Source organism: Rhodococcus daqingensis (assembly GCF_042665615.1).
GTDB classification, from domain to species: Bacteria; Actinomycetota; Actinomycetes; order Mycobacteriales; family Mycobacteriaceae; genus Rhodococcus_G; species Rhodococcus_G daqingensis.
Genome location: NZ_JBHTCS010000022.1, coordinates 50,213 through 75,141 on the forward strand (window position 1 = coordinate 50,213; position 24,929 = coordinate 75,141).

Sequence of the window (24,929 nt, forward strand, 5' to 3'; positions counted from 1 at the left end):
GGAAGGCACTTGGAGCCGGCTTGGGAGGGTGCTCTCAGCGTTGCTGCGGGGGCGAAACATGGACGCCGAGAACACGATCGGCGTGTGTTCGGGCGTCGGCGGACCAGTGCGGGGCGTTCCACTGGTCCGCGATGACAGCGGCCCGGGCGAAGTGGGCGGCGGCCTCGTCGTCGCGGCCGAGCAGGAGCGCGAGTTCGCCGAGCGTGTGGGCGACCGGGCGCACAGCCAGCGACACGCTCTCCGCTCCCGCAGGGGGACCGTCTCGGTGGGGGAGCAGGTCCGCGTAGACCTGCTCGGCCGCGTCGCGGTCGTTCGAGGCGATGATCGCCATCGCGCGCAGGCTGGTCAGGAAGGTGAAGAAGAAGTCGGGCCGGATCGGGGTCGGTGATGTGCCGGCCCGGTGTGCCTCGTCGCTGCGGCCGGCGGCGTGGAGGGCGAGTGTGAGCAGGTCGGCGACCATCGGGCCGAGCGCCTCGTGGAAAGCGCGCACGTCATCCAGATGGTCGCCGAGGGTGCCGTCGTTCAACCAGACGGCCGCCTGCGCGAGGCGGAGGAAGCCCGCGGCGTGCACCGATCCGGCGCGTTCCATGCGTTCGGTGGCCTCGGCGTAGAGGCGCTCGGCGTCGGCGAACCGGCCCTCGATGAGCACCAGAGTCGCCAGCGCGATCTCGGCGGCGCCGATCGCCTCCGGCATCCGGTACGCCCGGGCGAGGTCGAGCACCTCCCCGGTCAGGCGGCGCATGGCCGCCGGGTCGTTGGCCGCGGCGGCGTTCGCGGCCTGGTTGAGCAGCCCTGTCACGCGGTAGACGGGCAGGTCGTGCTCGACGCCGATCTCCACCAGTTCGTGGGAGTACTCCTCCCGCCCGGTGCCGCGGGCGAGGACCAGCAGAGCCGCGGCCCGGAGGCGGGGATCGGTGGCGAGGTCGAGTGCTTCCTGTGCCGCAGCGACGACCGTCGGATCGTCCTCGCCCAGCAGTTCGTGGGTGTAGGCGATGAGCAGGTGAGACCGCACGCCGGGGGCGAGGTCGCTCCGCTCGAGCACGCGGCGGAGGCGGTCGACGATGGGACGGTCGACCGTGCCGTAGGTGCGGGCCTGCCAGGGGGTGGGCTCGGTCCATGCAGTGAACGAGGCGATGATCAGGTCGTCGCGGCCGATCGACTCGGCGTACTCCACGGCCCGCTCGCGCGTACTCCTGGCCGCGGCAAAGGATCCGGCCCGGACCTGTGCGCGCAGCAGCCTGCCGAGCAGACCGACGCGCTCGTCCGGGTCGCTGGAGTTGGTGACGGCGTCGGTGAGGAGCGCGGCCGCCACGTCGTGGGCATAGCGCGCCTCGGCCAGCTCGGCGGCCCGCACGCAATAGCCGACGGCCTTCGGTGACCCGGCTCGCGCATAGTGATGGGCGAGGGCCGCGATATCGCCGCTGCCCTCCAACGCCGCCGCGATCCGGGCGTGCATCCTGGTGATCCGCACCCGGCTGACATCGGTGACCAGCGTGTCCCTGACCAGTGCGTGCACGAACCGGACGCGCCCAGGCCCGGGCTCGTCGAGCAACCCGGCGATCACGCCCGCGTCCAGCGCGTCCAGCACGCCGTCCTCGTCGGCGTCGGCGGCCCGCACGAGCACGTCGACCGAGCTTTCCCGGCCGGCCACAGCAGCCAGCCGCAGGACGGACACCCCGCTCTCGGGGAGCCTGGCGAGCCTGCGCCGCAGCACATCCCGTACGCCCTCGGGAACCTCGGAGAGGGCGATCAGCGCGCCCTCGCCGTTGAGCAGCCGCGCACTCTCCCGCACGTAGAACGGGTTGCCGCCGGTCCGCTCGGCGATCCCGGCCACGATCGCGTCGTCGGCCTCGCACTCGGCGCGGACGAGCTCCGCGACGGCATCGCCGTTCAATCCGGGCAGGTCCAGTCGCAGGGGCGCGGTGCGGGCGAGGGACCCGAGCGTTTCGGTGAGGCGCTCGCTCTCGTCCGCGCGGTAGGCCGCGACGACCAGGATCGGGGCGCGCGCGCCCACGCCGCCGCCGAGCAGTTCCAGCGTCGCGGAATCGGCGCTGTGCAGGTCGTCCAGGACGACGACCACCGGCCGGTCGGCGGCGGCGGCCGAGAGCCAGTTCCACACCGCCTGCCGCAGCCGGAATCGTCCGGCCGCCGCGTCACCGTTCCCCGCCGCGGAGTCGGAGAGCAGTGGCGTCAGGTCGTCCGCGAACTCCCCGGGCGGAACGCTCACGGCGACCTTGCGCAGCGCCTCGACCCACGCCCACGCGGGCGGCGCACTGTCCACGTCGGGACAGCGCCCGGCGGCCACCAGCCACCCGTCCTGTTCGAGCCGCGCACCGAGGTGCTCGAGCAGCGTCGACTTGCCGAGCCCCGCCTCCCCGGTGACGAGCGCGACGCGCACCCCATCGGCGGCGGCCTCCCCGGCGGCCGCCAGCAGAGCCGAAAGCTCGCCCTCCCGCCCCACGAATGTTGTTGCGCGAGGGCCATTCTTCGGCAGCGGCGGCGCGGTGGCCTCGGGCCCGGGTGTGTCCGCGGGAGGCGGGGGGACGGCGGCGTGGAGGATATCCGTGCGCTGGGTGAGGACCGCCTCTTCCAGGACCACCAGGTCCGGGCTGGGGTCGAGGCCCAATTCGTCGGCGAAGGTGGCGCGGGCGCTGCGGAGCGCGGCCAGGGCGTCGGCCTGGCGACCGCTGCTCCACAGCGCGAGGGCGTACAGGCGCCAGCCCTCCTCGCGCAGGGCCGCGTCGCGAGTGAGGCGCTCCGCCTCGGGCACCACCGTCGCGGGGTGGCCGAGCCGCAGTCCCGTCGCAACGTTCAGTTCGCGTGCGACCAAGCGCAGTTCGTGCAGCCGGGCGGTCTCGGCGACTGCCCACGGCTCGTCGGCGACCTCGGCGAACGCCGGTCCCCGCCACAGCGCCAGCGCCTCGTCCAGCCGGGCACGGGTAATACGGGGATCGGCGAGCGCCCGGGCCTGGTCGAGCAGCTGCTCGAAGTGCCAGGCGTCCACCGCCTCCGGCGGCAGCCGCAAGGCGTAGCCGGGCGATGCGCTCACCAGCAGGCGGGCCGGGGTCCGTGGCGGGCGGCCGGGTTCCAGCAGGCGACGCAGGTTGGATACGTACGCCTGCAACGACGCCAGGGCGCGCGACGGCGGTTCGCCGCGCCACAGGTCCTCGACCATCCGGTCGACCGGTACGACCTGTCCGCGCGCGGCCACCAACAGTGCCAGCACGCCGCGCTGCCGCGGTCCGCCGAGCGGAATGGCTTCGCCGCCGGCCTCAGCCGCGAACGAGCCCAATACCCGAATCAAGACCATGACGTGACACATCGTACGCACAGCCGCCGCCCCAGCGCTCCAAGCCGGCTCCAAGTTCCTTCCAAAACCCCGGGCGCAGTCTCAAGCACATCGAACCGAACAGATAAGGGGCAGAACAGATGAGCGTCAATACCCAGGACATGGAGATCGTCCACCGCGCCTTCCGCCGCGAGTCACGGCTGCTGATGGAGCTCGTCGCGGCGGTCGCCCCCGGTGACACCGCGCGCGCCACGGTGATCGCCGACCACTTCCGCGACTACCGGCTGGGCCTGCAGAACCACCACGAGGGCGAGGACGAGCTGCTGTGGCCACCGCTGCTGGCTCGGGTCGATCTGGGGGCGGACATCATCCTGCGCATGGAGGCCCAGCACGAGCGCGTCGAAGCCACGCTGACAAGTTTGGACGCCGCGGTCCCGGCGTGGGAGGCCACTGCCGGAGCCGACGAGCGCGACACCCTCGTAGCGATCCTCGCCGATCACCGGGCGGTCCTACTCGAACACCTCGACGACGAGGAGACCACCCTTCTTCCGCTCGCGGCCGAGCACATCACCGCACAGGAATGGGCCTCCCTGGGCGACCACATGGTGGCCAACACGCCCAAGCTCACCCTGCTCACGCTGTTCGGCCTCGTCCTGGAGGACGCGACCCCCGCCGAACGTGCCATCCTCCTCGGCGTTCTCCCCGCACCGGTCCGCGGCATCTGGCACGTGATCGGTCGCCCCCGCTATACCCGCCGCATCCGCCGCGTCCGCGCGGCCTGACCCTGCCCATACGCACCGACGAACTGAGGAGAACAATCATGACGAGGTATCGATTGACCACCCTGCTGGCCGTGATCTGCGCGGCCGCACCGTTGTACTTCGGGCTGAGCTTCCTGCTCGATCCCGCCGGCGCCCCAGACGGTTACGGCATCGAGCCTTGGCCGACCGGCAACGCGGACGGCTATTTCGTCGTCAAGGCCGGGCGCGACATCGCAGCCGCGGCCGTCATGTTCCTGCTGCTCGGCCTCGGCCGGCGTCACGTCCTCGGCTGGGTTGTGCTGATCAACGCCGTGATACCGATCGGCGACGGACTGGCGGTGGTCACGCACGGCGGCACCGTGGCAACGGCGCTGACCGTGCACGGCTCGGCATTGACGTTCGTCCTCCTGACCGCCGCACTCCTGCTGACAGAGCGGCCGCAAGTCGCGGAACCCGCCGCCACTGTGACACGTCCCGTAGCCAACGCCCAGGGTTGATCGGTAGTGGTCGCCGTGGTTCTCGGCATGCCGCCACAGCGACGAAGGCGCAAGTCAGAGGCCGAGCGCGGTGACGGCGTTGCCGTGCAGGCCCGCGTGCTGGCGGGAGTAGATCGCGATCATCCGCTGGTCGGTGTGTCCGCTCTGGGTCATGATCTGTTCGGCGCTCGCGTCATTGCGGACCGCCTGGGTCACGAATCCGGCCCGGAGGCTGTGCCCACCGAGCAGGGCCACGAACTCCTCCGCATACCCGGCCCCGACGGCGCGGCGCTTGATCATCGACGCGATCGCCTGTCCGGACAGGGCTTTGGCACCCAGGCCACCGGTGCGGTGCACGGGCCGGAACAACGGCCGGACCTCGGACTCACGGCGCCCGAGTACGCCACGGCAACGATGCGCGAGGGGCTCGGTGTCGGGCTCTGCGAGCAACGCGCTGACCGCGGGTTTGCCGTCCCGGTCCCACGCGTCCAGCACCTCTCGCCACCGCCAGTATGCGCACACCGGGCAGGTGATCTCGGCGGAGCCGTAGGGCAGTGTGACCGTGCGTCCCACCGCGGCTTGGTCGGTCTTCGACCGGCGGATCGTCACATACAGTCCGTCCGCCCGGTGCGGGACGACGTCACCGACCGCGAGCCCCGACAGTTCCGATCGCCGCATCGCGCCGGTCAGTCCGAGCAGCAGCAGCGCGGTGTCCCGCCGCTCGGCCGCCCGGTCGGCCCACGAGCCGTGTGCCGACCGGGCACGCATGGACTCGACGATGCTGCGGATGTCGGCGGTGAGCAGCGGCTCGCGCCGAACCGGCGGCGTGGCCCGGGTACGGGCGATACCACGCAGGATCTCGCGAACGGTGGAGGACTGCCCGGGCTTGGGATGGCCGGCGAGCGAATGGATCTTGTTGATCGAGGCGACCCAGCGCGTCAATGTCGACGACGCGTAGGCGGGTCGGCCGTCCGTCCGCACCTCCGAGGATTTCTCGGCCAGGAACCAGCCGACGAGGTCGGGAGAGGCGGGCAACGGATCCCGGCCGACGCGCTTGCACCAGCGAATGAAGCTGCTCCAGTCACTCAGTTGCGCGGCGCGCGTGTTGGGGGAGACGGACTCGACGCGCAGGCGCTGCATGGCCGCGGCGGCGTCGACCGGAACCGCGAGTGCTCCGGCCGACGCGTCGCCGGCGGTGAGGGATTCGAGTTCGGCCGCCACGGCACAGGACGATACGTGGCCGAGCCGACAGTTCGCGGCCGCGAGGACCATTCAGGGGCGCGACATCTCGGCCAACCCATCACGTGACGTAATGGGACAGGGGCTGGCGGGGGGGGGGCAGGGCGAGGGTCATGGACATGGGTTGTCCGCCCCTTTCTCAGATCAGCCCCCTTGGCGGGCACGATGTTTCGCAGGCACTCGTGCGGTCCACGCCTGTTCAGCCTGTTCCGAGGACATCACGCCAGCACTGTTCTGTGGTCCGAACGATGTCGTTGCCGAGTCGTTCGAGGAATCGGCCCGCCAGGGCGAGCCGATTTCCGGCGACGGTGTCGGCCCCGAAGAGTGCGGCGCCGTGCAGTGCGGTGGCGGCGAGGTGTTGGTTGGCGCGGACGCTCACCATTGCGGACCGAACTCCTGCGTCTTCGTCGAGGAAGTACCGGTGGCGTCTGCCGTCGCGTTCGTGCCGTACCAGCCCCTGATCTTCCAGCAGCCTGACCGCGTGTGAAATGGTCGCCGCGCTGACCTGTAGCAGTCGCGCGAGTTCTGCCGCTGTGTGACTGCCCGTCTCGGAAGTGAACAAGCTGGCCATCACACCCGCGGCTGTGCGCGGCATGCCGGTCTGGACGAGTGCCGCGGCGAAATCGGTGACGAACGCGGCCCTCCGGTCTGGATCGAGACCGCTGGGCTGGCTGATCGATTGTGCGACTGGTGAGTGCGGCCTGCGCCGGGCACGGCGATGGGTCGCGAGCTGAGCCAGGTCCGCGCGATAGCGGCCCGGCCCGCCGTTGCGTGCGACCTCGCGGCTCACCGTCGAGGTGGGGCGACCCAGGTGTCGGGCGATGGCGGCGAGATCCAGTCCCTTCGCCAAGCCCGCGGAGATCTGTTGCCGATCGGCTCTGGTCAGTCTGTGTCCCGGCATCCGGCCCGGCCCTCCGCTTCGATTGTTTCGACGCCAGTATGCGGGCGGATCCTCGATCATTGCAACGCACGGCCATTGACGTGCATTAACGGACATCGTCATTGCAATCACCAATTGCACGGTTGACCTGTGCAAACGGGTCGAATCCGGGGGGATCTTCGTTGACAGACACTTCGATGCGGACTTAATGTCCGAATCCAGCAGCCGGACAACAGTATTCGGCGACTACCACACGTAAGCAACACAGGACCGAATCCGCCTGCGCGGATGGTCGGACATGGACAGGGTGGCCGCGGTTCCGGTCATCCGGTGAGGACTCATCACATGCGCGCCAAAGGCATCACATACGACACCGGCTTCACCCCCGGCGGGCGGAGTTCGCGGCCCGACTTCGACACCGACCAGGTGAAACGAGAGCTCCGTGTCATCGCCGACGATCTGCACTGCGATGCCGTCCGCATCACCGGCGGCGACCCCGACCGGCTGACGGTCGCGGCCAGGCACGCCGCCGAAGCTGGACTCGAGGTCTGGTTCTCACCGTTCCCGTGCGAACTCTCCCCGGCCCAGCTACAGCCGTACTTCGCCGAGTGCGCCGACCGCGCCGAGGCCCTCGGAGTTCCCGTCTTCGTCACCGGCTGCGAACTGAGCCTGTTCGCCGCCGGCCTCCTGCCCGGCGCCGACTCGTTGGCCAGGGTCAAGACCTTCACCGCGGGCGAACCCGTCACCCCGGCCGAGCTTTCCGAGCTCTCCACCCGGCTCAACGCCCTGTTGGCCGACAGCGCCGCCACCGTGCGCGCGCGGTTCGGGGGCAAGCTCACCTATGCCTCCGGACTATGGGAGGACATCGATTGGACCCCCTTCGACATCGTGAGTGTCGACGCCTACGTCGATCCGGCAGATCCGGCCTTCCGCCCGGGTGTGCAGTCATACTTCCGGCACGGGAAACCGGTGGTGGCAACCGAATTCGGCTGTTGCACCTACCGGGGTGCCGCAGCCCGTAGCGGAATGGGCTGGGCCATCCTCGATGACGACACCGATCCGCCCCGCCTCAACGGGCACTACACCCGCGACGAGGACGAGCAGGCCCGCTACCTGCGCGAGCTGTTCGAAGTCTTCGACTCCGAATCCGTCGACACCGCATTCTGGTTCACCTTCGCCGGCTACACCTACCCACACCACACCGATCCACGCCTCGACCTCGACATGGCCTCCTACGGCGTGTGCAAGGTGATGCCCGACGGCACTCTCGCACCGAAACGGTCCTTCCACGCGCTGGCACAGGTTCGCTGACGAAACGGCATGGACCTCCATATAGCCCAGGCCAACTTAACCGAGGGCCGCCACGACCTGGCCCGGCGGACCTTCCGCGATCACTCCGGATCTGGCCGAGCTCCGAGGCGAAACACGCACTCGGTGCGGGCGAACTGGCCGGGACCGGCAGCGCCACGCGGCGGGCGCCGGTCCCGGAATGTCCTGGCTAGGTGAACAAGCGAGCGTGCTCGGTGGCCCATTGTGCGAATGTGCGGGTCGATCGGCCGGTCACTGTCGCTACGGTGTTGAGGACCTTGTCCGCGGCGTCGGGCGGGTGGGCCGCCAAGCGGAGACCGAATTCGACGTAGTCGTCGCCGAACCCGTGGCCGGCCAGACGGTCACGTTCCTGGGCTTCGGTGAGTTGCCGGTGGGTGAGCGGAACTCCGATCGCGTCGGCGAGTATCCGGGTGCGTTGTGCAGGGGTCAGTGCCTCGGGGCCGGTGAGACGGTAGGTTTTGCCGCCGTGGCCCTCTCGGGTCAGCGCGCAGCGGGCGACCGACGCGATATCCGCTTCGTGGACCATGGCACTGGGCCATCGGGCGAAAGCCGAGACGGTGCGGTGTTCGCGGATTTCGTCGAGCCAGTCGAGGGTATTGAGCATGATCTCGATGGGTTCGAGGCGGGTCCAGGCGATGTCGCTGCCCGACAGCGCGTCTTCGACGCTTGTCCGGGACCAGCCGCCCAGGACGGTGGCGCGGCCGATTCCGCATCGCCGGGCGAGGTCGACGATATCGGGGCCGGTGGTGAGATCCGCGCCGTCGTCTCCGCCGAAGGTGATGAGGTGGACGGCGTCGACACCGGCGAACGCGTCGTGCAGGGTCGAGGCGTCGGTCAGGTCGCCCTGCAGACGCCGCGCGGCCGGTGGCAGGTCAGCGGAATGCGGGGTGCGAGTCAGTGCCCGGACCTGGTGGCCGTCGGTGAGGAGCTGGTCGACGAGGTGGCGACCGATATGTCCGGTGGCGCCGCACACGAGGATTTCCATGGTGGTCCTTTCCTGGTCAGCTGGTGCTCTTGGTCAGTGCGCGCAGGCCCACGGCGATACCGATGGCCGCGGTGAGGATCGCGGCCAGCCAGCCCCAGCCGACGTCGGCCGAGGTGAGGTGGCCGGCGAACAGATCGCGTTCGGCGTTCACGACGTGGGTCAGTGGGTTCACCACCGAGAGCGCGCGCATCCAGCCCGGAGCTTGTTCGAGGGGCAGCAGCATGCCGGACAGGATCATCGAGGGAAACAACAACGTCTGGTGCACGGTCCAGAAGACCCAGTCCTGTTCCCGGACGACGGTGGCCAGTGCGTAACTGAACGAGCCGATGCCCTGCGGTCCGAGTGCGGGCCGCAGGGCATCCCCGGCGGGTCAGCGGGTGCGCGGATCCTTCAGCGACGCCATCGCTTCCATGAGCGAGGAGTGAACGGCGGTCAACTCCGGTGTCGCGAACGACTCCCAGGACTGCTCACCCGCGCCGTCCTCGGTGGAATCCGCCTGCCCCCAACTGTCTTCGCCGGAGCCGTCCGTCGAGGTTTCGTCCCAGGACGCGTTACCCGGATTGTGCTTGTACACCCACCACAGGTGGCCGAACGGGTCGGCGAAGCGGGCGAGTACGTCGCCCCAGAAATCAGTCGGCTCGGTCACGATCCGCGCACCACGCGCGGCGGCTCGTTCCAGTGTGGCGGCCGGATCGTCGACGTAGACGCGGACGAAGGACGGCATATACGGCCAGTCCGGTTTGCGGTCGGCGATCGTGAGCGTCGAATCGCCTATCCGCAGTTCGGAATGCAGAATCAGGCCGTCGGTATCGGCGGTCCGAGCCTCGGGGACCTCGATCGCCCCGAACACCTCGACCAGGAAGCCGATCAGACCTGCCGCGTCATCGGTCCAGATGAAGGGGTCGACCGTCGCGGATCCGGCGGGCGCCGGAGGAACTGCGGGAGTGGTGGACATACTGTCTCCTTTCGGTTGGTGCCCTCAGATTCGCAGCAGTTGCGGACAGGATATGGCCACAAGTGCGCCTAGCCTCAGGGTGTGTCCACCAGCACTCGCACCCTCGCGCTTCTCGGTCTGCTGCAGAGCCGTCGCCACTGGTCCGGTGCCGACCTCGCCCGCCGACTCGATGTCAGTGAGCGGACCGTCCGGCGTGATGTGCTCGGTCTCCAGGAGATCGGCTATCCGATCGTCACGACGCGCGGAACCGGCGGCGGCTACCAGCTCAGTGCGGGTGCCTGCCTGCCGCCACTGGTCCTGGGTGAGGAGGAGGCCGCTGCGACGGTGCTGGGGCTGAAGGAGATCGCCACCGGCGTCCATCCCGCCTCGGCGGAAGCCGCGATGAGCGCTATGGCCAAGATCGTCCAGGTCCTTCCCATTCGTATCCGTCGCCGGATCGACAGTCTGCGGACCGTCGCGACCCCCGCCGGTGATGGATACCACCGAGCCGGGATCGACGATGTCACCGCGTTGACCACACTCGCGCTCGCCTGCCGGGACACCGATACCGTCTCCTTCTCCTACCGCGGTAGCGACGCGGCCACTTCGCATCGCACCGTCCAACCGCATCAGATCGTCAATGTCGAAAGCCGCCTCTACCTGGTGGCCTGGGATCTGGATCGCACCGACTGGCGCACTTTCCGAATCGACCGGATCGCGCAACCACGCCGCACCGGCGCACGATTCGCACCGCGCCGCCTGCCCGGCGGCGATCCGGTGGAATATGTCCGCGACCGGATCGGGTCGATGCCGTCGAGGTACCGGGTGCACGCCACCATCCAGGCTTCCGCCGAACGCGTCAGAGCCGAAATCGTCCACTACGGCACCGTCGCCGACATCGACCCCGGATCGTGCGAGGTCCATATCGCCGCCGAATCCCTGGACTGGGCGGCCTTCTGCCTCGTCTCGATCGGCGCACCGTTCATCGTGCACGGACCACCCGAAGCGACCGAACTCATGAAGGACTGGGGATCCAGGCTCCTAGCCGCCACGCGAGCGACCGGAAACGGACTCGTCTGCGACCGGACGCGGGACTCCGGATGATCTTCGGTACCGGCGGCTACCCGCCGTGCTCCTCGCCCGGGAGAGCGGGCGGGGGTGCGCACGCGGCGGTGATCGCCGGGGTGTCCCAGTAGAAGGGCCGCACCTCGGTGATGCGGCCGTCGGTCACGGTGATCGTCTGCAAGATGGGGGCTGCGACCGCCTATTCGACGACGAGCCACCCTTCTGGCCCGGCCGCTCATTGGGACCGATCAGCGACCGGAGCGCCGCCGGATCGCTGTCGGCCTGATATCGCCGCAGCCCGTCGACGGATCGACATCAGCGGACGCCACCGACGGGCGCGCGCCTTGCGGTCGGTGAGGAACAAGAAGCTCTACAACCGCGAGCCTGTCGGTAGCCCACTTTTCTGAGTCCGCTTCACCGACGGTTCGGCGCACGTTTCCGACCCGACCCGCCCCGCGGTCCGTAACTCACGATAAGTGGGGATTATGACGATCAAGAATCATCGTTACGTTACAGGACATGTTACGTAACAGGTAATGTAACGTAACTATAAGAGCGGATTCGCAACGAGCGGGGGAGTGCACGTGAACACCGAGGACGCGAAAGCCGCGGATGCCGCCGAGGAACCAAAGGTGCGTCCAGGCCGGCCCCGCCAATACGCCAGCGACGCAGACCGTGTCCGGGCCTTCCGCTCGCGCCGGAAGGCCCGAGAGCAGCAGGGCGAACTGGACGCGCTCGCAACCGCGACGCCGACCGAGGTGGTCGGGGTCCTCGAACGGACACTCGAGGACCTCCGAACCGTCACCGCCACGTCGATCGAGCAGTTCAACGTGTTCGCCCGGCAGATCACCGCCGCCGTGGACAAGCTCAGCGACCCGGACGCGCTCGACGCGGCACTGCACCGCGCCACCGTCGAACTCGCGCAGACGAAGGCGAAGTACGAGACGGACCTGGCCGAGCTGCGGACACGGTACGAGGCCGCGGTGGAGGATCGGGCGAACGCAGAGGCCACCGTCGACGCGGTCGACGCCGAGCTCTCCGCCGCGGTCTCGGATCACCGGCTCGAACTCGAACGACTGTCCGCGGACCATCAGGCCGAGTTCCGGAATCTGGAGCAGACGCATGCGGGGGCGCTGCGAGCCGCGACCGAGCGGGTGGCGGCCGCCCAGGCGGATCGCGACACCCGCCTGTCCGCCGCAGAATCCGACCTCGACGATCTGCGCAGTAGGTTGCGCGAGGCGCAGGCCCTGGCGGAGGCGGCCGAGCGAAGGGCTGCGGCCGCCGAGCAGTCCGCGGCCGCATCCGAGCAGCGTGCCGAGCAGGCCGGTGTGGCGGCCGAACAACGCCTCGCGCAGGTCGTCGCCTCGGCCGAGCAACGCATCGCCGACATGCGCGCCGCGGCCGAGCTCGCTGCGACCACCGCGGCGGCGACCGTCGCGCGGCTCGAGAAGTCCGTCGACCACGAGCGGGCGACGGCCACCGCCGCCCGTGAACGCGCCGACACCCTCAGGGACGACCTCGAGCGGGCCCGCCTCGAGACCGGTGAGGCGCGCACCGCAGAGGCCGCACTGCGCGAGAAGCTGGACGAGCTACGCCCGCGCAGTCGCGAGGGTGAGCGGGCGGAGTCCGCAACCACGTGATGCGAAGTCACAGGTGAAGTCCGGCAAGCGAATCGCCATGGCGACGAGGAACCGCAGACCTGCCACCGCCGATTCGTGGCGTTGATCGAGGAACTGCCCGACCCTGCGATTCCTTGACAGGTCCTCGCCGCGTGGAACCATGGTGAGAGGGTATTCGCGACACGCACCGTGACCACAGGAGCGCCGTCATGACTGTTTCCTCACCTACCAGGCAGGGTTTCGGATCGATCCGCGCCGGCGGACTGAACTGGGATTCGTTCCCCCTTCGACTGTTCGCGAAGGGGAACTCACTGTTCTGGGATCCGGCGAACATCGACTTCCGGCGCGACGCCCAGGACTGGCGCGAGCTCAACAGCGAACAGCAGCGCAGCGCGACCTATCTGTGCACCCAGTTCATCGCGGGCGAGGAGGCCGTCACCGAGGACATCCAGCCGTTCATGAAGGCGATGTCCGCAGAGGGGCGCCTCGGTGACGAGATGTACCTGACGCAGTTCTGCTTCGAGGAGGCCAAGCACACGCAGGTGTTCCGGCTGTGGATGGACGCGGTCGGCCTGACCGGCGATCTGCATCCCTTCGTCGCGGAGAACCCCTACTACCGCACCCTGTTCTACGAGGAGCTCCCCGGCGCGCTCGGCGTGCTCGAGACCGATCCGAGCCCGGCGAACCAGGTGCGGGCCAGCGTCACCTACAACCACGTGATCGAGGGCAGCCTCGCCCTGACGGGCTATTTCGCGTGGCAGAAGGTGTGCACCAAGGAGGGGATCCTGCCCGGGATGCAGGAGCTGATCCGCCGGATCGGCGTCGACGAGCGCAGGCACATGGCGTGGGGCACCTTCACCTGCCGGCGCCACGTCGCCGCCGACGACTCGAACTGGGGCGTGGTTCAGCAACGGATGGGCGAGCTGATGCCGCTCGCGCTCGGCATGATCGATTGGGTCAACAAGCAGTTCGAGGTCCAGCCGTTCGGGCTCGACGAACAGGAATTCGTCGACTATGCGGCCGACCGGGCGCAGCGCAGGCTCGTCGCCATCGAGTCGGCGCGCGGCCGCCCGCTCGAGGAGATCGATCTCGACTACTCGCCGGAGACTCTCGAGGACCAGTTCGGCAAGGAGGACGCCGCGGTGTTCGTCGAGGCGGCCGAGTGACCCCGTGGATCCGGTGCGCTACACGATGAACGTCCCGACCGTGGGATTGTTCTGACAGATCACCGCGGGGCCCAGGGTGATCGAGGCGAACGCGGTGGCGATCACCTCGCCGTGCCCGGTGAACACGGTCTTGGACTGGTACGGGTACGCGCCCTCGAGGTTCACGATGCCGTTCCGGCCGGTGGTGGTGTTCAGCCACGCGACGGTCACCTGCCCCGCCGCGGGAATCGGCGGCGCCGCGGGGAAGGACTGGAACCTGATCTCCCCGGGCCCGATTCCGGGTTCCGGCCCCGTCTGGCCGGTCGCGGCCGTCAGCGACAACGGGCTGGCCTGGTTGGGACACCCGATGGTCAGGGCGGGCAGCCCGAACGGGTGCGGCGGCAGCGCGGCGGCCGGACCCGCGATCAGGACTGCGGCGGCCGCGGGGGCGGCCAGGGTGAGGATCATCTGAGTCGTGCGTAGAGCGCGCATCGCTGCTCCCTGGGTCCGAAAGTCATTGCCGGACCGGTCGCGGCGGGGCACGGCCGAGTCCCCCGACGGGCAATGTATGACCTAGATCACACTAGCCGCCCCCAGGCAGGCGCGTCGAGCGGCCGATCAGCGGCCCAGCAGAGTACCCAGGCCCATCACGCGCTGCACCGCGATCTCGACGACCACCCGGGTCGGGTTCTCCCGCGGCTGGCGGTACCGGGCGGCGTAGCGGGCGACGGCGTCGGCGACCGCATCGGGGTCGGACCGGACCGTCGCCGGACCCTCCAGCGTCAGCCACCGGGGCCCCTCGATCTGGGTGAGCGCCGCGTAGCCGCGGCGCTCGGCGTTGATCGCCTTCTGCGATCCGCCATTCGTGATGACCCGGGCCAGCCGGCGCTCCTGGTCCCAGGTGAAGCCGACCGCCACCACGTGCGGGGTGCCGTCGCGGCGCAGCGTCGACAGGGTGGCCAGGTGCCGATCGGCGAGGAAGGCGAGCGCTTCGGCGGAGAGATCTGCTGGGTTGAAGGGGGTGCGGGCCATGCGCCGACCGTAGTCCAGCACACTTGACGGCATGAGTGTCGGATCAGTCGTCATCCTCGGCGGCCGCAGCGAGATCGGTCTCGAACTGGCCACCCGGCTGGCCCCGGGCCGGACCGTCATCCTGGCCGCGAGGCGCAGCGGGGACCTCGAAGACGAGCGACGGGCGGTGCTGTCCGCGGGGGCCACCGCGGTCGAGACCGTCGAGTTCGACGCCGACCACCTCGCCGACCACGGCCGCGTGCTGTCGGAGATCGTCGAACTGGGTCCCATCGATGTGGTGGTACTCGGCTTCGGGGTCCTCGGCGACCAGGCCCGCGCGGAGACGGACGCCCAGCACGCGGTGAACGTCATCCACACCGACTACGTCGCACAGGTCGGCGTGCTCACACACCTCGCACAGCTGCTGCGCGCACAGGGATCGGGCCGGATCGTGGTGTTCTCCTCGGTCGCGGGCGCCCGGGTGCGGCGCGCGAACTACGTGTACGGCTCGGCCAAAGCCGGGCTCGACGGCTTCGCCAGCGGCCTCGGTGACGCACTCGCGGGCAGCGGCGTGAGCCTGCTGCTGGTCCGCCCCGGCTTCGTCATCGGCCGGATGACCGAGGGGATGAGCCCGGCACCGATGTCGAGCACCCCCGGCCAGGTCGCGGACGCGGTCGTCAAGGCGCTGCGCCGGGGCCGCGAGCGGGTGTGGATCCCCGGCATGCTGCGGCCGGCCATCTTCGTGATGCGGCTGCTGCCGCAACGCATCTGGCGACGGCTACCACGATGACCGAGTTGCTGACCGTCGTCGGCATCGGCGCGGACGGCTGGTCCGGGCTGTCCCCGAACGCACAACGGGCGATCACCGGCGCCGAGGTGCTGATGGGTTCGCCGCGTCAGTTGGACCTGGTCCCGGACGGCGCGGACACCGTGCGGGTGCCCTGGCCGTCGCCGCTCGTGCCCGCGCTGCCCGGCCTGCTCGCCGAGCACGAGAGCAGGCGGGTGTGCGTGCTCGCCAGCGGCGACCCGATGTTCCACGGCATCGGGGTGACCCTGGTGAACCTCGTCGGTCCCGAGCGGGTGCGGGTGATCGCGCACCCCTCCTCGGCCTCGCTGGCGTGCGCCCGCCTCGGCTGGGCGCTGCACGAGACCCCCGTCGTGAGCGTGGTGAACAGGCCCGTCGAGGTGGTGGGCCCGGAGCTGGCCGACGACCGACGGATCCTGGTGCTCAGCCGCGACCGCGAGACCCCGGCGGCGCTGGCGGCTCTGCTGCGCGAGAACGGCTACGGCGCCAGCGAACTCACCGTCCTCGAACAACTCGGCGGCGAGCGCGAGCGCGTCGTGCGGGGTACGGCCGATGGCTGGGATCATCCACCCGCGGACCCGCTCAACATCGTCGCGATCCGGTGTGTGCAGGACCCGGCGGCACCGCGGCGGACCCGGGTTCCCGGACTTCCCGACGAGGCGTACGAGTCCGACGGCCAGCTGACCAAGCAGGAGGTCCGGGCGCTGACCCTCGCCGCGCTCGCGCCCGCGCCGGGGGAGCTGCTGTGGGATGTCGGTGGGGGTGCGGGCAGCATCGGAATCGAGTGGATGCGCGCCGACGCGACCTGCCGCGCAGTCAGCTTCGAGCGCGATCCCGATCGCGCGGCCCGCATCGCGACGAACGCCCGTCGGCTCGGCGTGCCGGGACTGGAGATCCGCGGCGCCGCACCGGACGCGCTCGCGGACGCACCGACCCCGGACGCGATCTTCCTCGGCGGCGGCGTGACCGCACCCGGGGTGTTCGAAACCTGTTGGGACCGACTGCCCCACGGCGGCCGGATCGTGGTGAATGCGGTGACCGCGGAATCCGAGGTCCTGCTGCTGCGGTGGCACGGCCTGCGCGGCGGCGCGCTGCGCAAGTTCCAGGTCTACCGGGGTGCGCCGCTCGGCGGCTTCACCGCATGGCGGCCCCAACTGCCCGTGGCCCAGTGGATCGCAACGAAGAAGGAATCATCCCTGTGACCGTCCATTTCATCGGAGCCGGACCCGGCGCCGCCGACCTCATCACCGTGCGCGGCCAGCGGATCATCGGGCAGAGCCCCGTGTGCCTCTACGCGGGCAGCCTGGTCCCCGCCGAGCTCCTCGCGATGTGCCCCGAGGGCGCGGAGATCGTCGACACCGCGCGCCTCAGCCTCGACGAGATCACCGACCGACTCATCGCGGCCGACCGGGCCGGGCTCGACGTGGCGCGGTTGCATTCGGGTGACCCGTCGATCTACAGCGCGGTCGCCGAACAGGCCCGCCGCCTCGACGCGGCCGGCGTTCGCTACGAGATCGTGCCCGGGGTACCGGCGTTCACCGCGGCCGCGGCGGCACTGGGGCGCGAACTGACGGTCCCCGGAGTGTCCCAGTCGATCGTCCTCACCCGGGTGTCCACGCTGTCCACCGCGATGCCCCCTGGCGAGGACCTGGCGACCCTCGGGGCGAGCGGGGCCACACTGGTGATCCACCTGGCCGCGCACCGCATCGATCAGGTCGCCGAGGAGCTGCGCGGCCCCTACGGCGACGACTGCCCGGTCGCGGTGGTCGCGTTCGCCAGCAGGCCGGACGAGATCATCCTGCGCGGCACGGTCGGATCGATCGCCGCCCAGGTCCACACCGCCGGCGTGACCAAGACCGCGGTCATCATCGTCGGCCGGGTGCTGAGCGCCGAGGGATTCCCGGACAGCTACCTCTACTCGGCATCCCGGCGTCGAACCGACCACTGATGACATCGGGCATGAGGGTGTTGATCCTCGGCGGGACCTCCGAGGCGCGGTCGCTGGCGACCCGGTTGTCCCGGCTCCCGAGCATCGAGGTCGTCTCCTCGCTGGCCGGCCGGGTCCGTGACCCTCGGCTCCCCGACGGCGCGGTGCGCGTCGGCGGGTTCGGGGGAGTGACGGGCCTTCGGGACTGGCTGCGCGACAACACCATCCGTGCCGTGGTCGACGCCACCCACCCTTTCGCTGCCCGTATCACCAGCAACGCCGCCGCGGCCACCGCCCAGGCGGGGCTCCCGTTCGCCGTCGTGCAACGGCCGCCGTGGTCGCCGGTGCCGGACGACCGGTGGGTGATAGTGGACACGCTCGAGGACGCCGCGGCCGCGCTATCCGGCCTCGGCCGCCGGGTCTTCCTCACCATCGGTAGGCAGGGAGTGGAGCACTTCGCCTCCGTCGACTCCGAGTTCCTGGTCAGGGCCATCGACCCGCCGGAGGGAGCGACGCCGCCGCTGATGACGCTCCTGCTGGACCGGGGTCCATTCGAGGTCGAGCGTGAGGCCGCACTGATGCGCGAACACCACATCGACGTGCTGGTCACCAAGAACAGCGGGGGCGAGCTGACCGTCGCGAAGCTCACCGCGGCGCGCGAGCTCGGCATCCCGGTCGTGATGATCCGCAGGCCGCCGAATCCGCTCGGGGTCACGGTGTTCGACACCGTCGACAAGGCCGAGCGCTGGCTACTCGCGGTACCGGTGTAATCGCCGAGAATCCAACGAAGTTCGGGATGCGCCCTGCTAGAGGATGATTCGGGTGTTCCGGAGGCGGGATTCGTAGCAACGCGGATGCTCGCGGACGAGGAGTTGGCGCTTCTTCGGGAGTTCGTGGGTCGGGGCGGTTGTGCATCTGCTGGGCTACCGCTCATCGAGGAGGAGCCGGGACCTGTCCTCGATGAGCGGCGTCCCTAGCTGACAGCTCCTATCGTGTGCTGCCAGCCTGACGGTCCGGCCCGCCTCACTTCAGGTGCCGGGCGAAGAACCGGTTCCCCTCGTCCCCCGCGAACTGCGGGACGCCGGTGTGCCCGCCCATATTGGCGTGCAGCGTCTTCTCCTTGGAGCCGAAGGCGTCGAACAGGTCCAGCGCCATTTGCCGGTCGTTTCCTTCGTCGTCCCATTGCAGCAGGACATGCAGCGGAATGGTGACGTGGCGGGCCTCCTCGAACATGATCCGGGGCACGAAACTGCCCGCGAACAGAACGGCGGCCGAAATGCGCGGCTCGACCACCGCCAGCCGGACGCCGATGGAGATCACCCCTCCCGAATACCCGACCGGGCCGCCGATCTCGGGCAGCGCAAGAAGGGCGTCCAGGGCGGCCCGCGTTTCCGGGACCGCCTGGTCGACCAGCGGGAGGACGAGCCGGTCGACGATCTCGTCGTTGACCGGCCCGCCGGCCTCCAGCGCCTGGCGGAGGTCGGCGAGGGCCTGATCGGCGGCGGCCGAACGGGGCCGGTCACCGCTCCAGGGGAGCTCGATGGTGGCTGCGGCGTACCCCTCCGCCACGGCGTGCCGGGCCCGGGCCAGCAGGCGAGGGTACATCTGCCGCAGGCCAAGCGGAGGATGGCCGAGCAGGATCAGCGGCACCGGCGCAGATGCGGATGCGGGCGTCCACACGATGCCGGGGATCTCGCCGAGAGCGAATTCGCGCTCGAGGACGTCGTCGAGGCGTTGTTCAGAAGTGAATTGCATGGTCGTGTCCTTCGGGAGTGCTGTTGAACGGCGCTCCCGGACGACCTATCGCCCGACCGTGACCCCGGAGAGGAGCACCCATGTCGATACTGCGTTCACGGGTACCACCTCCTCGTTCTCTCGCACGGCCTCCGGAAATGTAGCAGTGGCCGCCGAGGTCCGGCAACGGGTTTTGCGGAGGCTCCGTGGCCGAATGCCCGGATCTACTCCTCGCCCCCCCAGTTCTCGGAGATCAGCCGCGAGGAGCTGTTTCGGGCACTTCTCTCGCAGCCAAGCGGATCTGCCGGGGATCAGGCCGGAGCGTAGGCGCGCAGGAAAGTATCGGTCGCGGCTTCGGCGATGGTGCGCAGTTCGGCAGGAGAAATCTTGCGTGCACCCAAGCGTGATCGGGTTTCCAGGGGGGCGGTGAGCAGCGCCAGGTACTGCTCGGCCGCCAATTCCGGATCGGACGGCCGCAACTGTCCGGCCAGCGTCAGTCGTGCCAGCCGATCGGCGAGCGCCTCGCGCAGGCGAATCGAGGTGCGCTGCTGGACTTCCACTGCCAGGTCGGCGAAGTCGTTGGCCTGCGCGTAGGCGAGCCGGTGCAGGGACCGGCCGCGTGCACTCGAACACGCCTGGAGCAGTCGGTACGCCGAGTCGACAAACGCCGGCCGCGGATCGTCGCCGATGTCCCGCAGAGTGTGCACGGCGGCAAGGGTTTCGGAGCCCACCGCATCGGCGGCCGCTAGCAGCGCCTCCCGGAACAGCGTGCCCTTGTCGTTGAGGTGGTTGTACACCGTCGGTTTCGCGACGCCCGCCGCATCGGCGATCTCCTGCACGCAGGTCTGGGCATACCCGCGCCGCGCGAAGACCTCGAACGCGGCCGCCAGAATCTGCTGCCGCTTGTCGATGCGACCCCGTGCCGGTGCTGCCACCTAGGCAGCTTAGCCCGCCGACTGCGGTTTGTGGACTGCTGCGTTCAACCTTGTGGACGGTCTGGTCAGTTCGATAGATTGAACCAGTCAGTTCAATTTAGGAGGATTTATGCTGGTTCACGTGTTGCGTTTCCGATTTCGGGACGAGACCACCGAGGAGCAACGCGCCGAGGTGCTGGCCACCATGCGCCGCACCGCCGCCGTCGAGTCGGTGCGATTCGCGACGATCGGCCAGAACCTGGGCGACCCATCCGAAGGCTTCACACACGCCTACTGTGTCGGAATTGAGGACCTCGATGCGCTCGAGCGCTACATGCACGATCCGGTGCACCTCGCGGGCGATCCGCTCATCGCCCCGCACTTCGCGAAGCTCGCCATCGGCCCGGACCTCTCCGACGATATGGATCCCGACCTGGGCACCAAGATCATGGCGATGCACCAGCGCAAGTCCGACATGTACCCGGAGTGGGCCGAACTGATGGCCACCATCCCCGAGGTGCGCATCGCCTGAACCCGCACTGCCGGGACCCCTACTCGCCGCCGCCGGCTGAACCGACCGCGACGGGCCCGTCGACCGCCTTGTCCGCGACAAACCGCGCCAGCACATCCAGATGCTGTCTCATCGCGTCCGTGTCACGATCGACCAGCCATCGGAGCACCAAGCCGTCCAGGGTCGCGAGTCCGAGGCGCGCGATCATGGAAACGGGCTCGGTCCACGTGGTTTCGGTTCGCAGCGCACATTCGTCGAGGAAGGCCACGACCTCGTCGGTCATCTTCTCTCGTTGCGCCACGGCGATCGCACCCGCCTGAGGGAAGCCCGCCTCGCGGTGACGCAGCGCGTGCGTGGTGATCTCGTACGTCAACAGGCGGCGTTCAGGATTGGCCTCGATGACCGGCCATCCCCATTCCAGTCCGGTTCGGATCAGGGCGTAAACCCCCTGCCTGCCACGCAGTTCGGGTTCGTCGGTGAGGGTGCCGAACGTGTGCCGGGCCGAGCCGCTGAGCTCCTGGACGAGCTGGTTGGCCATGGCGACCACGAGTTCTTCCTTGTTCTCGAAGCAGTACTGCACCATGCCAATCGAGACGCCGGCCTGCGCGGCGACGGCGCGGATCGTCACTGCGTCCATGCCACCGCGTTTGGCCAGATCGAGCGCGCCCATCACCAGGGTCGCGCGCCGCTCATCCCCAGTGAGCCTGATTCCCATATCCATGATCCTAGATGGTCGCCGGACCCGAAGCTGGACAATCGTCCAGATCGTGAGAGCGGCGAGGCGAAAGGCCGTGCGCGCCATCGCCTACACCGGATCCGACGCCCGGCCGGATCGCCTAGGCCGGGTAGCGGCGCGGGGTGAACACCAGCGTGCCGTCGGCGCCGTCGACCACGGTGGTCAGCGAGGACCCGATGATCAGCAGGCAACGCATGTCGATCTCGGACGGATCCAGGTCGCCGAGCGTGACCACCCGCACGCTCTCCTGCGGACCGGCGACATCACGGCCGATGATCACCGGTGTCGCGGGATCCCGGTGCTCGAGCAACAGATCTCGCATCGCGCCGACCTGCCAGGTACGCGAGCGCGACGCCGGGTTGTAGACGGCGATCGCCATGTCCGCGGCAGCCACCGCGGAGATCCGCTTGGCGACGATGTCCCACGGCTTGAGCCGATCCGACAGCGAGATCACCGCGTAGTCGTGTCCGAGCGGGGCGCCGACCCGACTCGCGACGGCGTTGGCCGCGGTCATGCCGGGCAGCACCCGCACCGGCACGCCGGACCACTGGTCGTCGGCCGCCATCTCGATCACTGCGGCGGCCATCGCGAACACGCCGGGATCGCCCGAGGACACCACGACCACCCGGGCGCCGCGCTTGGCCAGGTCCAATGCCATTGCCGCACGCTCGGATTCGACCTTGTTGTCGCTCGCGTGCCGGTCCTGGCCCTCGATCACGGGCACCCGGTCGACGTAGGTGGTGTACCCGACGACGTCGGTGGCCCGCGCGAGCTCCTGACGCACCTCCGGGGTGGTCCAGTCGTCGTCGCCGGGGCCGAGCCCGACGACCGTCACATACCCGGCCGTCCCCGTGACCGGCTCCCGCACGGCAGCAGGACCGGTCGAGGCGCCGGTGTTCGACGGGCTGGGCACCAGCGCGATCGAGAAGTACGGCACCTGCGACTCGTCCACATCGGCGGCCGCGATCACCCGCTGGTTCGGGGTACTGGCCCGCTCGACGTAGCTTGCCTCGGCGAGCCGGCCGGAATCGGAGAGCGCCTGCCGCACAGCGGGAAAGGTGCGGCCGAGCTTGAGGATGGCGGCCGAATCGGTCTCCCGCAGTCGCCTGGTCAGTTCCTCGACGGGGAGGGTGCCCGGCAGCACGGTGAGGATCTCGTCGCGCTCGACGAGGGGAGTGCCGAGCGCCGCCGAGGCCGCGCTGATCGAGGTGACGCCCGGGATCACCTCCGCCTCGAAGCGATCCTGCAACCGCTTGTGCATGTGCATGTAGGAGCTGTAGAAGAGCGGGTCGCCCGCGGCCAGCAGCGCCACCGACCGGCCCGCCTCGAGATGCCGCGCCAGCCGCTCGGCGGCGGCGGTGTAGAACTCGTCGATCGCGCCCTGGTAGCCACCCGGGTGATCCACCGTCTCGGTGGTCACCGGGTACACCAGATGCTCCTCGATCTGACCCTCGCGCATGTAGGGCTGCGCAACGGCGCGCGAGATACTGCGGCCGTGCCTGGCGCTGTGGAATGCGATGACGTCGGCCTCGGCGATGATCCGGGCCGCCTTGACCGTCACCAGCTCCGGATCGCCCGGTCCGAGCCCGATGCCCCAGAGCGTGCCGTGGGTCACGTGATCCACCATCACTCCACCTCGCTGGCGATGGCGTTGAGCGCGGCGGCGGTGATCGCGCTGCCGCCGCGGCGGCCGCGGACGACCAGGTACTCGGACCCGCCACGGGCGATCAGCTCGTCCTTGGACTCGGCCGCGCCGATGAAGCCCACCGGGCCGCCCACGATCGCGGCCGGTCGCGGCGCACCCTGGTCGATCATGTCGAGGAGGTGGAACAGCGCCGTCGGCGCGTTGCCGATCGCGACCACCGCGCCGTCCAGCTTCTCGCCCCACAGTTCGAGGGCGGCGGCCGAGCGGGTGTTGCCGAGCTGCTCCGCGATCACCGGGACCCGGGGGTCAGCCAACGCGCACAGCACCTCGTTGTTCGCGGGCAGCCGCTTGCGGGTCACACCGGCCGCGACCATCGTCGCGTCACACAGGATGGGGGCTCCCGCCCGCAGCGCGGCGCGGGCCGACTCGACGACACCCGGGGTGAACGCGATGTCCTCGACCAGATCCACCTGACCCGACGCGTGGATCATCCGCACCACCACCTGCGACACGTCCGCCGGGAACCTGGCCAGGTCCGCCTCGGCCCTGATGGTGGCGAAGGACTGACGGTAGATCTCGGCGCCGTCGCGGATGTAGTCGGTCATGCGCCACACGATATGGGGTCAGCGCGGCGGTCGGTCCACCCGGTAGCCGTCGCCGGTGGCCACCACGTCGGCGACCTCGCCGCGGGGCCTGCCGCACTTGCGATCACAGCCCACCCAGTGCTGCCTGCCCTCCACCCGAAGGTCCCCGGACTCCAGCGCCGCAGCGAGGTCGCCACGGACGTCGGCCAGCGACTTGGCGCAACCCGGGCTTCCCGTGCAGGCACTGACCTGCAGCCACGGCGAGCCTGCGTCGAAGATCAGGCCCATCGGCGCGAGCACCCGCACGACCTGCTCCGCGGTCCATTCGTCGAGGTCGCACAGCAGCACCGACCGCCACGGCGTCACGACGAGCGGCTTGTCGACGGCGGCCAGGAACTCGGCGGTGCGCGCGGGGATCGTCCCCAGCGCGAGACCGGCGGCCAGGGTGATGCCGCCGTCGCCGTGGTCGAGCCAGCCGATCGGTCCAGCACCACCGTCGGCGAGGTCGAGGGGAGACGCCGTCGCCCCCAGCCCCAGACCGGCGAGGATCTGCTCGGCGCCGCCGTCGATCTCGTGCAGCCGCCACCGGTCGCCCCGGATCGAGAGCAGGTGCCGGGCGGCCTCGAGGAGCACCGGCACCCCGTCCGAGGCGGCGACCCGGGCGCCCGAATCCCGGCCCGCCAGGACGAGGGCCACCTCGTCGGCGCCGACGGCATGCAGGCCGAGGTCCGCGGACAACCCGGAGACATCGCCGCGGCCGTCGTCGAGCGAGAACATCACCCGGCCCGGCAACTGCGCCAGGCTCGGGTCGGCGCAGAGGCCGTGGTCGAGTTCGCGCACCCAGCCGCGGACGTCGACGAGTCCGCCGATCCGCCCGGACAGGGGACTGGCGAGGATGTTGCGGACCCGTTCGTGGGTGGTCGAGGGGAGCAGGCCCACGTCGGTCAGCCGTTCGGCGAATAGGTCCGGATCGCGGACCGCGCGCAGTTGCACGTTGCCGCGCGAGGTGAGCTCCAGCTCGCCGGCCGCGAGCTCCCGGGCCGCCTCGGCCAGCGCCTGCAGCTGGGCGGGTTCGAGAAACCCGCCGGGCAGGCGCACGCGGGCGAGCGCGCCGTCCGCCGCCTGGTGCACCTGAAGGGCTCCGGGGCAGGCGTCGGGGCGGGAACGGTCGGGTGTGGTCGGTTCGGCGGACATCGTCTCCAGGCTACGTCCCGGCACCGGTAGCATCAGCGGCGCTTGCGGCAGCTCGAGAGGAAACCGGTGGGAATCCGGTGCGGTCGCGCCACTGTCACCCGAGCGCCCGCTGCCCGCGGGCCCCGGGGAGCCAGACCCTCCGCCGC

General features: G+C 69.9%; 26 protein-coding genes. 11 read left to right on the forward strand and 15 right to left on the reverse strand.

Going from position 1 to position 24,929, the window contains the following annotated elements:
* Positions 1-34 precede the first annotated feature (34 nt).
* Positions 35-3,310: a BTAD domain-containing putative transcriptional regulator gene (locus ACFQS9_RS18050; protein WP_378407152.1), complete on the reverse strand. Its 3,276-nt coding sequence runs from the start codon at positions 3,308-3,310 to the stop codon at positions 35-37.
* A gap of 119 nt (positions 3,311-3,429) precedes the next feature.
* On the opposite strand from ACFQS9_RS18050, the gene ACFQS9_RS18055 reads away from it, so the two are divergent.
* Together ACFQS9_RS18055 and ACFQS9_RS18060 are read left to right on the forward strand one after the other, a co-directional pair.
* The gene (locus tag ACFQS9_RS18055) at positions 3,430-4,071 is read left to right on the forward strand and encodes a hemerythrin domain-containing protein (protein WP_378407154.1); all 642 of its coding nucleotides are present in this window, start codon (positions 3,430-3,432) and stop codon (positions 4,069-4,071) included.
* A 38-nt stretch (positions 4,072-4,109) separates the two neighbouring features.
* The gene (locus tag ACFQS9_RS18060; RefSeq protein WP_378407156.1) at positions 4,110-4,547 is read left to right on the forward strand and encodes a DUF4267 domain-containing protein; all 438 of its coding nucleotides are present in this window, start codon (positions 4,110-4,112) and stop codon (positions 4,545-4,547) included.
* A gap of 54 nt (positions 4,548-4,601) precedes the next feature.
* Here ACFQS9_RS18060 and ACFQS9_RS18065 read toward each other — a convergent pair whose 3' ends face one another.
* Both ACFQS9_RS18065 and ACFQS9_RS18070 read right to left on the reverse strand, forming a co-directional pair.
* The gene (locus tag ACFQS9_RS18065; RefSeq protein ID WP_378407158.1) at positions 4,602-5,747 is read right to left on the reverse strand and encodes a site-specific integrase; all 1,146 of its coding nucleotides are present in this window, start codon (positions 5,745-5,747) and stop codon (positions 4,602-4,604) included.
* Between the two features lie 217 nt (positions 5,748-5,964).
* Positions 5,965-6,666, reverse strand: a complete 702-nt coding sequence (locus ACFQS9_RS18070; RefSeq protein WP_378407160.1) for a helix-turn-helix domain-containing protein — start codon at positions 6,664-6,666, stop codon at positions 5,965-5,967.
* Positions 6,667-6,990: 324 nt separating this feature from the next.
* Between ACFQS9_RS18070 and ACFQS9_RS18075 the strand changes: the two genes are divergently transcribed.
* Positions 6,991-7,956 (forward strand): hypothetical protein, encoded by a 966-nt coding sequence (locus ACFQS9_RS18075; RefSeq protein ID WP_378407162.1) that lies wholly within the window; start codon positions 6,991-6,993, stop codon positions 7,954-7,956.
* 187 nt (positions 7,957-8,143) lie between these two features.
* Here the strand turns inward: ACFQS9_RS18075 and ACFQS9_RS18080 are convergent, their stop codons facing one another.
* Genes ACFQS9_RS18080 through ACFQS9_RS18090 form a run of 3 tightly spaced genes read right to left on the reverse strand, consistent with a single transcriptional unit; the run spans position 8,144 to position 9,914 of the window.
* Positions 8,144-8,959, reverse strand: a complete 816-nt coding sequence (locus ACFQS9_RS18080; protein ID WP_378407164.1) for an NAD(P)H-binding protein — start codon at positions 8,957-8,959, stop codon at positions 8,144-8,146.
* 16 nt (positions 8,960-8,975) lie between these two features.
* The gene (locus tag ACFQS9_RS18085; protein WP_378407504.1) at positions 8,976-9,314 is read right to left on the reverse strand and encodes an ABC transporter permease; all 339 of its coding nucleotides are present in this window, start codon (positions 9,312-9,314) and stop codon (positions 8,976-8,978) included.
* 15 nt (positions 9,315-9,329) lie between these two features.
* Positions 9,330-9,914 carry a VOC family protein gene (locus tag ACFQS9_RS18090; protein ID WP_378407166.1) on the reverse strand — a complete coding sequence of 195 codons (585 nt, stop codon included), beginning with the start codon at positions 9,912-9,914 and terminating at the stop codon, positions 9,330-9,332.
* A gap of 81 nt (positions 9,915-9,995) precedes the next feature.
* Here ACFQS9_RS18090 and ACFQS9_RS18095 point away from each other — a divergent pair, with 81 nt between their 5' ends.
* Positions 9,996-10,997 (forward strand): helix-turn-helix transcriptional regulator, encoded by a 1,002-nt coding sequence (locus tag ACFQS9_RS18095; protein WP_378407168.1) that lies wholly within the window; start codon positions 9,996-9,998, stop codon positions 10,995-10,997.
* A gap of 16 nt (positions 10,998-11,013) precedes the next feature.
* On the opposite strand, the gene ACFQS9_RS18100 is transcribed toward ACFQS9_RS18095, so the two are convergent.
* Positions 11,014-11,139 carry a hypothetical protein gene (locus tag ACFQS9_RS18100; protein WP_378407170.1) on the reverse strand — a complete coding sequence of 42 codons (126 nt, stop codon included), beginning with the start codon at positions 11,137-11,139 and terminating at the stop codon, positions 11,014-11,016.
* A 403-nt stretch (positions 11,140-11,542) separates the two neighbouring features.
* On the opposite strand from ACFQS9_RS18100, the gene ACFQS9_RS18105 reads away from it, so the two are divergent.
* The gene (locus ACFQS9_RS18105; protein ID WP_378407172.1) at positions 11,543-12,598 is read left to right on the forward strand and encodes a coiled-coil domain-containing protein; all 1,056 of its coding nucleotides are present in this window, start codon (positions 11,543-11,545) and stop codon (positions 12,596-12,598) included.
* A 188-nt stretch (positions 12,599-12,786) separates the two neighbouring features.
* On the forward strand, positions 12,787-13,743 hold the full coding sequence (locus tag ACFQS9_RS18110) for a R2-like ligand-binding oxidase (RefSeq protein WP_378407174.1): 957 nt from the start codon (positions 12,787-12,789) through the stop codon (positions 13,741-13,743).
* Between the two features lie 18 nt (positions 13,744-13,761).
* Here ACFQS9_RS18110 and ACFQS9_RS18115 read toward each other — a convergent pair whose 3' ends face one another.
* A complete protein-coding gene (locus tag ACFQS9_RS18115; protein WP_378407176.1) occupies positions 13,762-14,214 on the reverse strand; it encodes a hypothetical protein in 453 nt (150 codons plus the stop codon).
* 126 nt (positions 14,215-14,340) lie between these two features.
* The gene (locus tag ACFQS9_RS18120; RefSeq protein ID WP_378407178.1) at positions 14,341-14,754 is read right to left on the reverse strand and encodes a PPOX class F420-dependent oxidoreductase; all 414 of its coding nucleotides are present in this window, start codon (positions 14,752-14,754) and stop codon (positions 14,341-14,343) included.
* A 31-nt stretch (positions 14,755-14,785) separates the two neighbouring features.
* Here ACFQS9_RS18120 and ACFQS9_RS18125 point away from each other — a divergent pair, with 31 nt between their 5' ends.
* The 4 genes from ACFQS9_RS18125 to ACFQS9_RS18140 are packed head-to-tail and all read left to right on the forward strand — an operon-like array spanning position 14,786 to position 18,235.
* Positions 14,786-15,523: an SDR family NAD(P)-dependent oxidoreductase gene (locus tag ACFQS9_RS18125; protein ID WP_378407180.1), complete on the forward strand. Its 738-nt coding sequence runs from the start codon at positions 14,786-14,788 to the stop codon at positions 15,521-15,523.
* Positions 15,520-16,740, forward strand: coding sequence for a precorrin-6y C5,15-methyltransferase (decarboxylating) subunit CbiE (gene cbiE, locus ACFQS9_RS18130; RefSeq protein ID WP_378407182.1), 1,221 nt, complete (start codon positions 15,520-15,522; stop codon positions 16,738-16,740). Before ACFQS9_RS18125 ends, cbiE begins: the two co-directional genes overlap by 4 nt.
* On the forward strand, positions 16,737-17,486 hold the full coding sequence (cobM, locus tag ACFQS9_RS18135) for a precorrin-4 C(11)-methyltransferase (protein WP_378407184.1): 750 nt from the start codon (positions 16,737-16,739) through the stop codon (positions 17,484-17,486). The genes cbiE and cobM overlap by 4 nt, the downstream gene beginning before the upstream one ends.
* 11 nt (positions 17,487-17,497) lie before the next feature.
* On the forward strand, positions 17,498-18,235 hold the full coding sequence (locus tag ACFQS9_RS18140; protein ID WP_378407186.1) for a cobalt-precorrin-6A reductase: 738 nt from the start codon (positions 17,498-17,500) through the stop codon (positions 18,233-18,235).
* A 253-nt stretch (positions 18,236-18,488) separates the two neighbouring features.
* On the opposite strand, the gene ACFQS9_RS18145 is transcribed toward ACFQS9_RS18140, so the two are convergent.
* Positions 18,489-19,220: a dienelactone hydrolase family protein gene (locus ACFQS9_RS18145; RefSeq protein WP_378407188.1), complete on the reverse strand. Its 732-nt coding sequence runs from the start codon at positions 19,218-19,220 to the stop codon at positions 18,489-18,491.
* A gap of 290 nt (positions 19,221-19,510) precedes the next feature.
* Positions 19,511-20,134 (reverse strand): TetR/AcrR family transcriptional regulator, encoded by a 624-nt coding sequence (locus tag ACFQS9_RS18150; protein ID WP_378407190.1) that lies wholly within the window; start codon positions 20,132-20,134, stop codon positions 19,511-19,513.
* A 109-nt stretch (positions 20,135-20,243) separates the two neighbouring features.
* On the opposite strand from ACFQS9_RS18150, the gene ACFQS9_RS18155 reads away from it, so the two are divergent.
* A complete protein-coding gene (locus ACFQS9_RS18155; RefSeq protein WP_378407191.1) occupies positions 20,244-20,645 on the forward strand; it encodes a Dabb family protein in 402 nt (133 codons plus the stop codon).
* 19 nt (positions 20,646-20,664) lie between these two features.
* On the opposite strand, the gene ACFQS9_RS18160 is transcribed toward ACFQS9_RS18155, so the two are convergent.
* From ACFQS9_RS18160 to cobG, 4 genes are read right to left on the reverse strand one after another with little or no spacing between them, the layout of a single operon-like run.
* Positions 20,665-21,426 (reverse strand): TetR/AcrR family transcriptional regulator, encoded by a 762-nt coding sequence (locus ACFQS9_RS18160; RefSeq protein WP_378407192.1) that lies wholly within the window; start codon positions 21,424-21,426, stop codon positions 20,665-20,667.
* 34 nt (positions 21,427-21,460) lie between these two features.
* A complete protein-coding gene (gene cobJ / locus ACFQS9_RS18165) occupies positions 21,461-22,987 on the reverse strand; it encodes a precorrin-3B C(17)-methyltransferase (RefSeq protein ID WP_378407193.1) in 1,527 nt (508 codons plus the stop codon).
* Positions 22,987-23,610: a precorrin-8X methylmutase gene (locus ACFQS9_RS18170; RefSeq protein WP_378407195.1), complete on the reverse strand. Its 624-nt coding sequence runs from the start codon at positions 23,608-23,610 to the stop codon at positions 22,987-22,989. The genes cobJ and ACFQS9_RS18170 overlap by 1 nt, the downstream gene beginning before the upstream one ends.
* Positions 23,611-23,628: 18 nt before the next feature.
* Complete coding sequence (gene cobG, locus ACFQS9_RS18175) at positions 23,629-24,783, reverse strand: precorrin-3B synthase (protein ID WP_378407197.1); 1,155 nt, start codon at positions 24,781-24,783, stop codon at positions 23,629-23,631.
* Between the last annotated feature and the right edge of the window lie 146 nt (positions 24,784-24,929).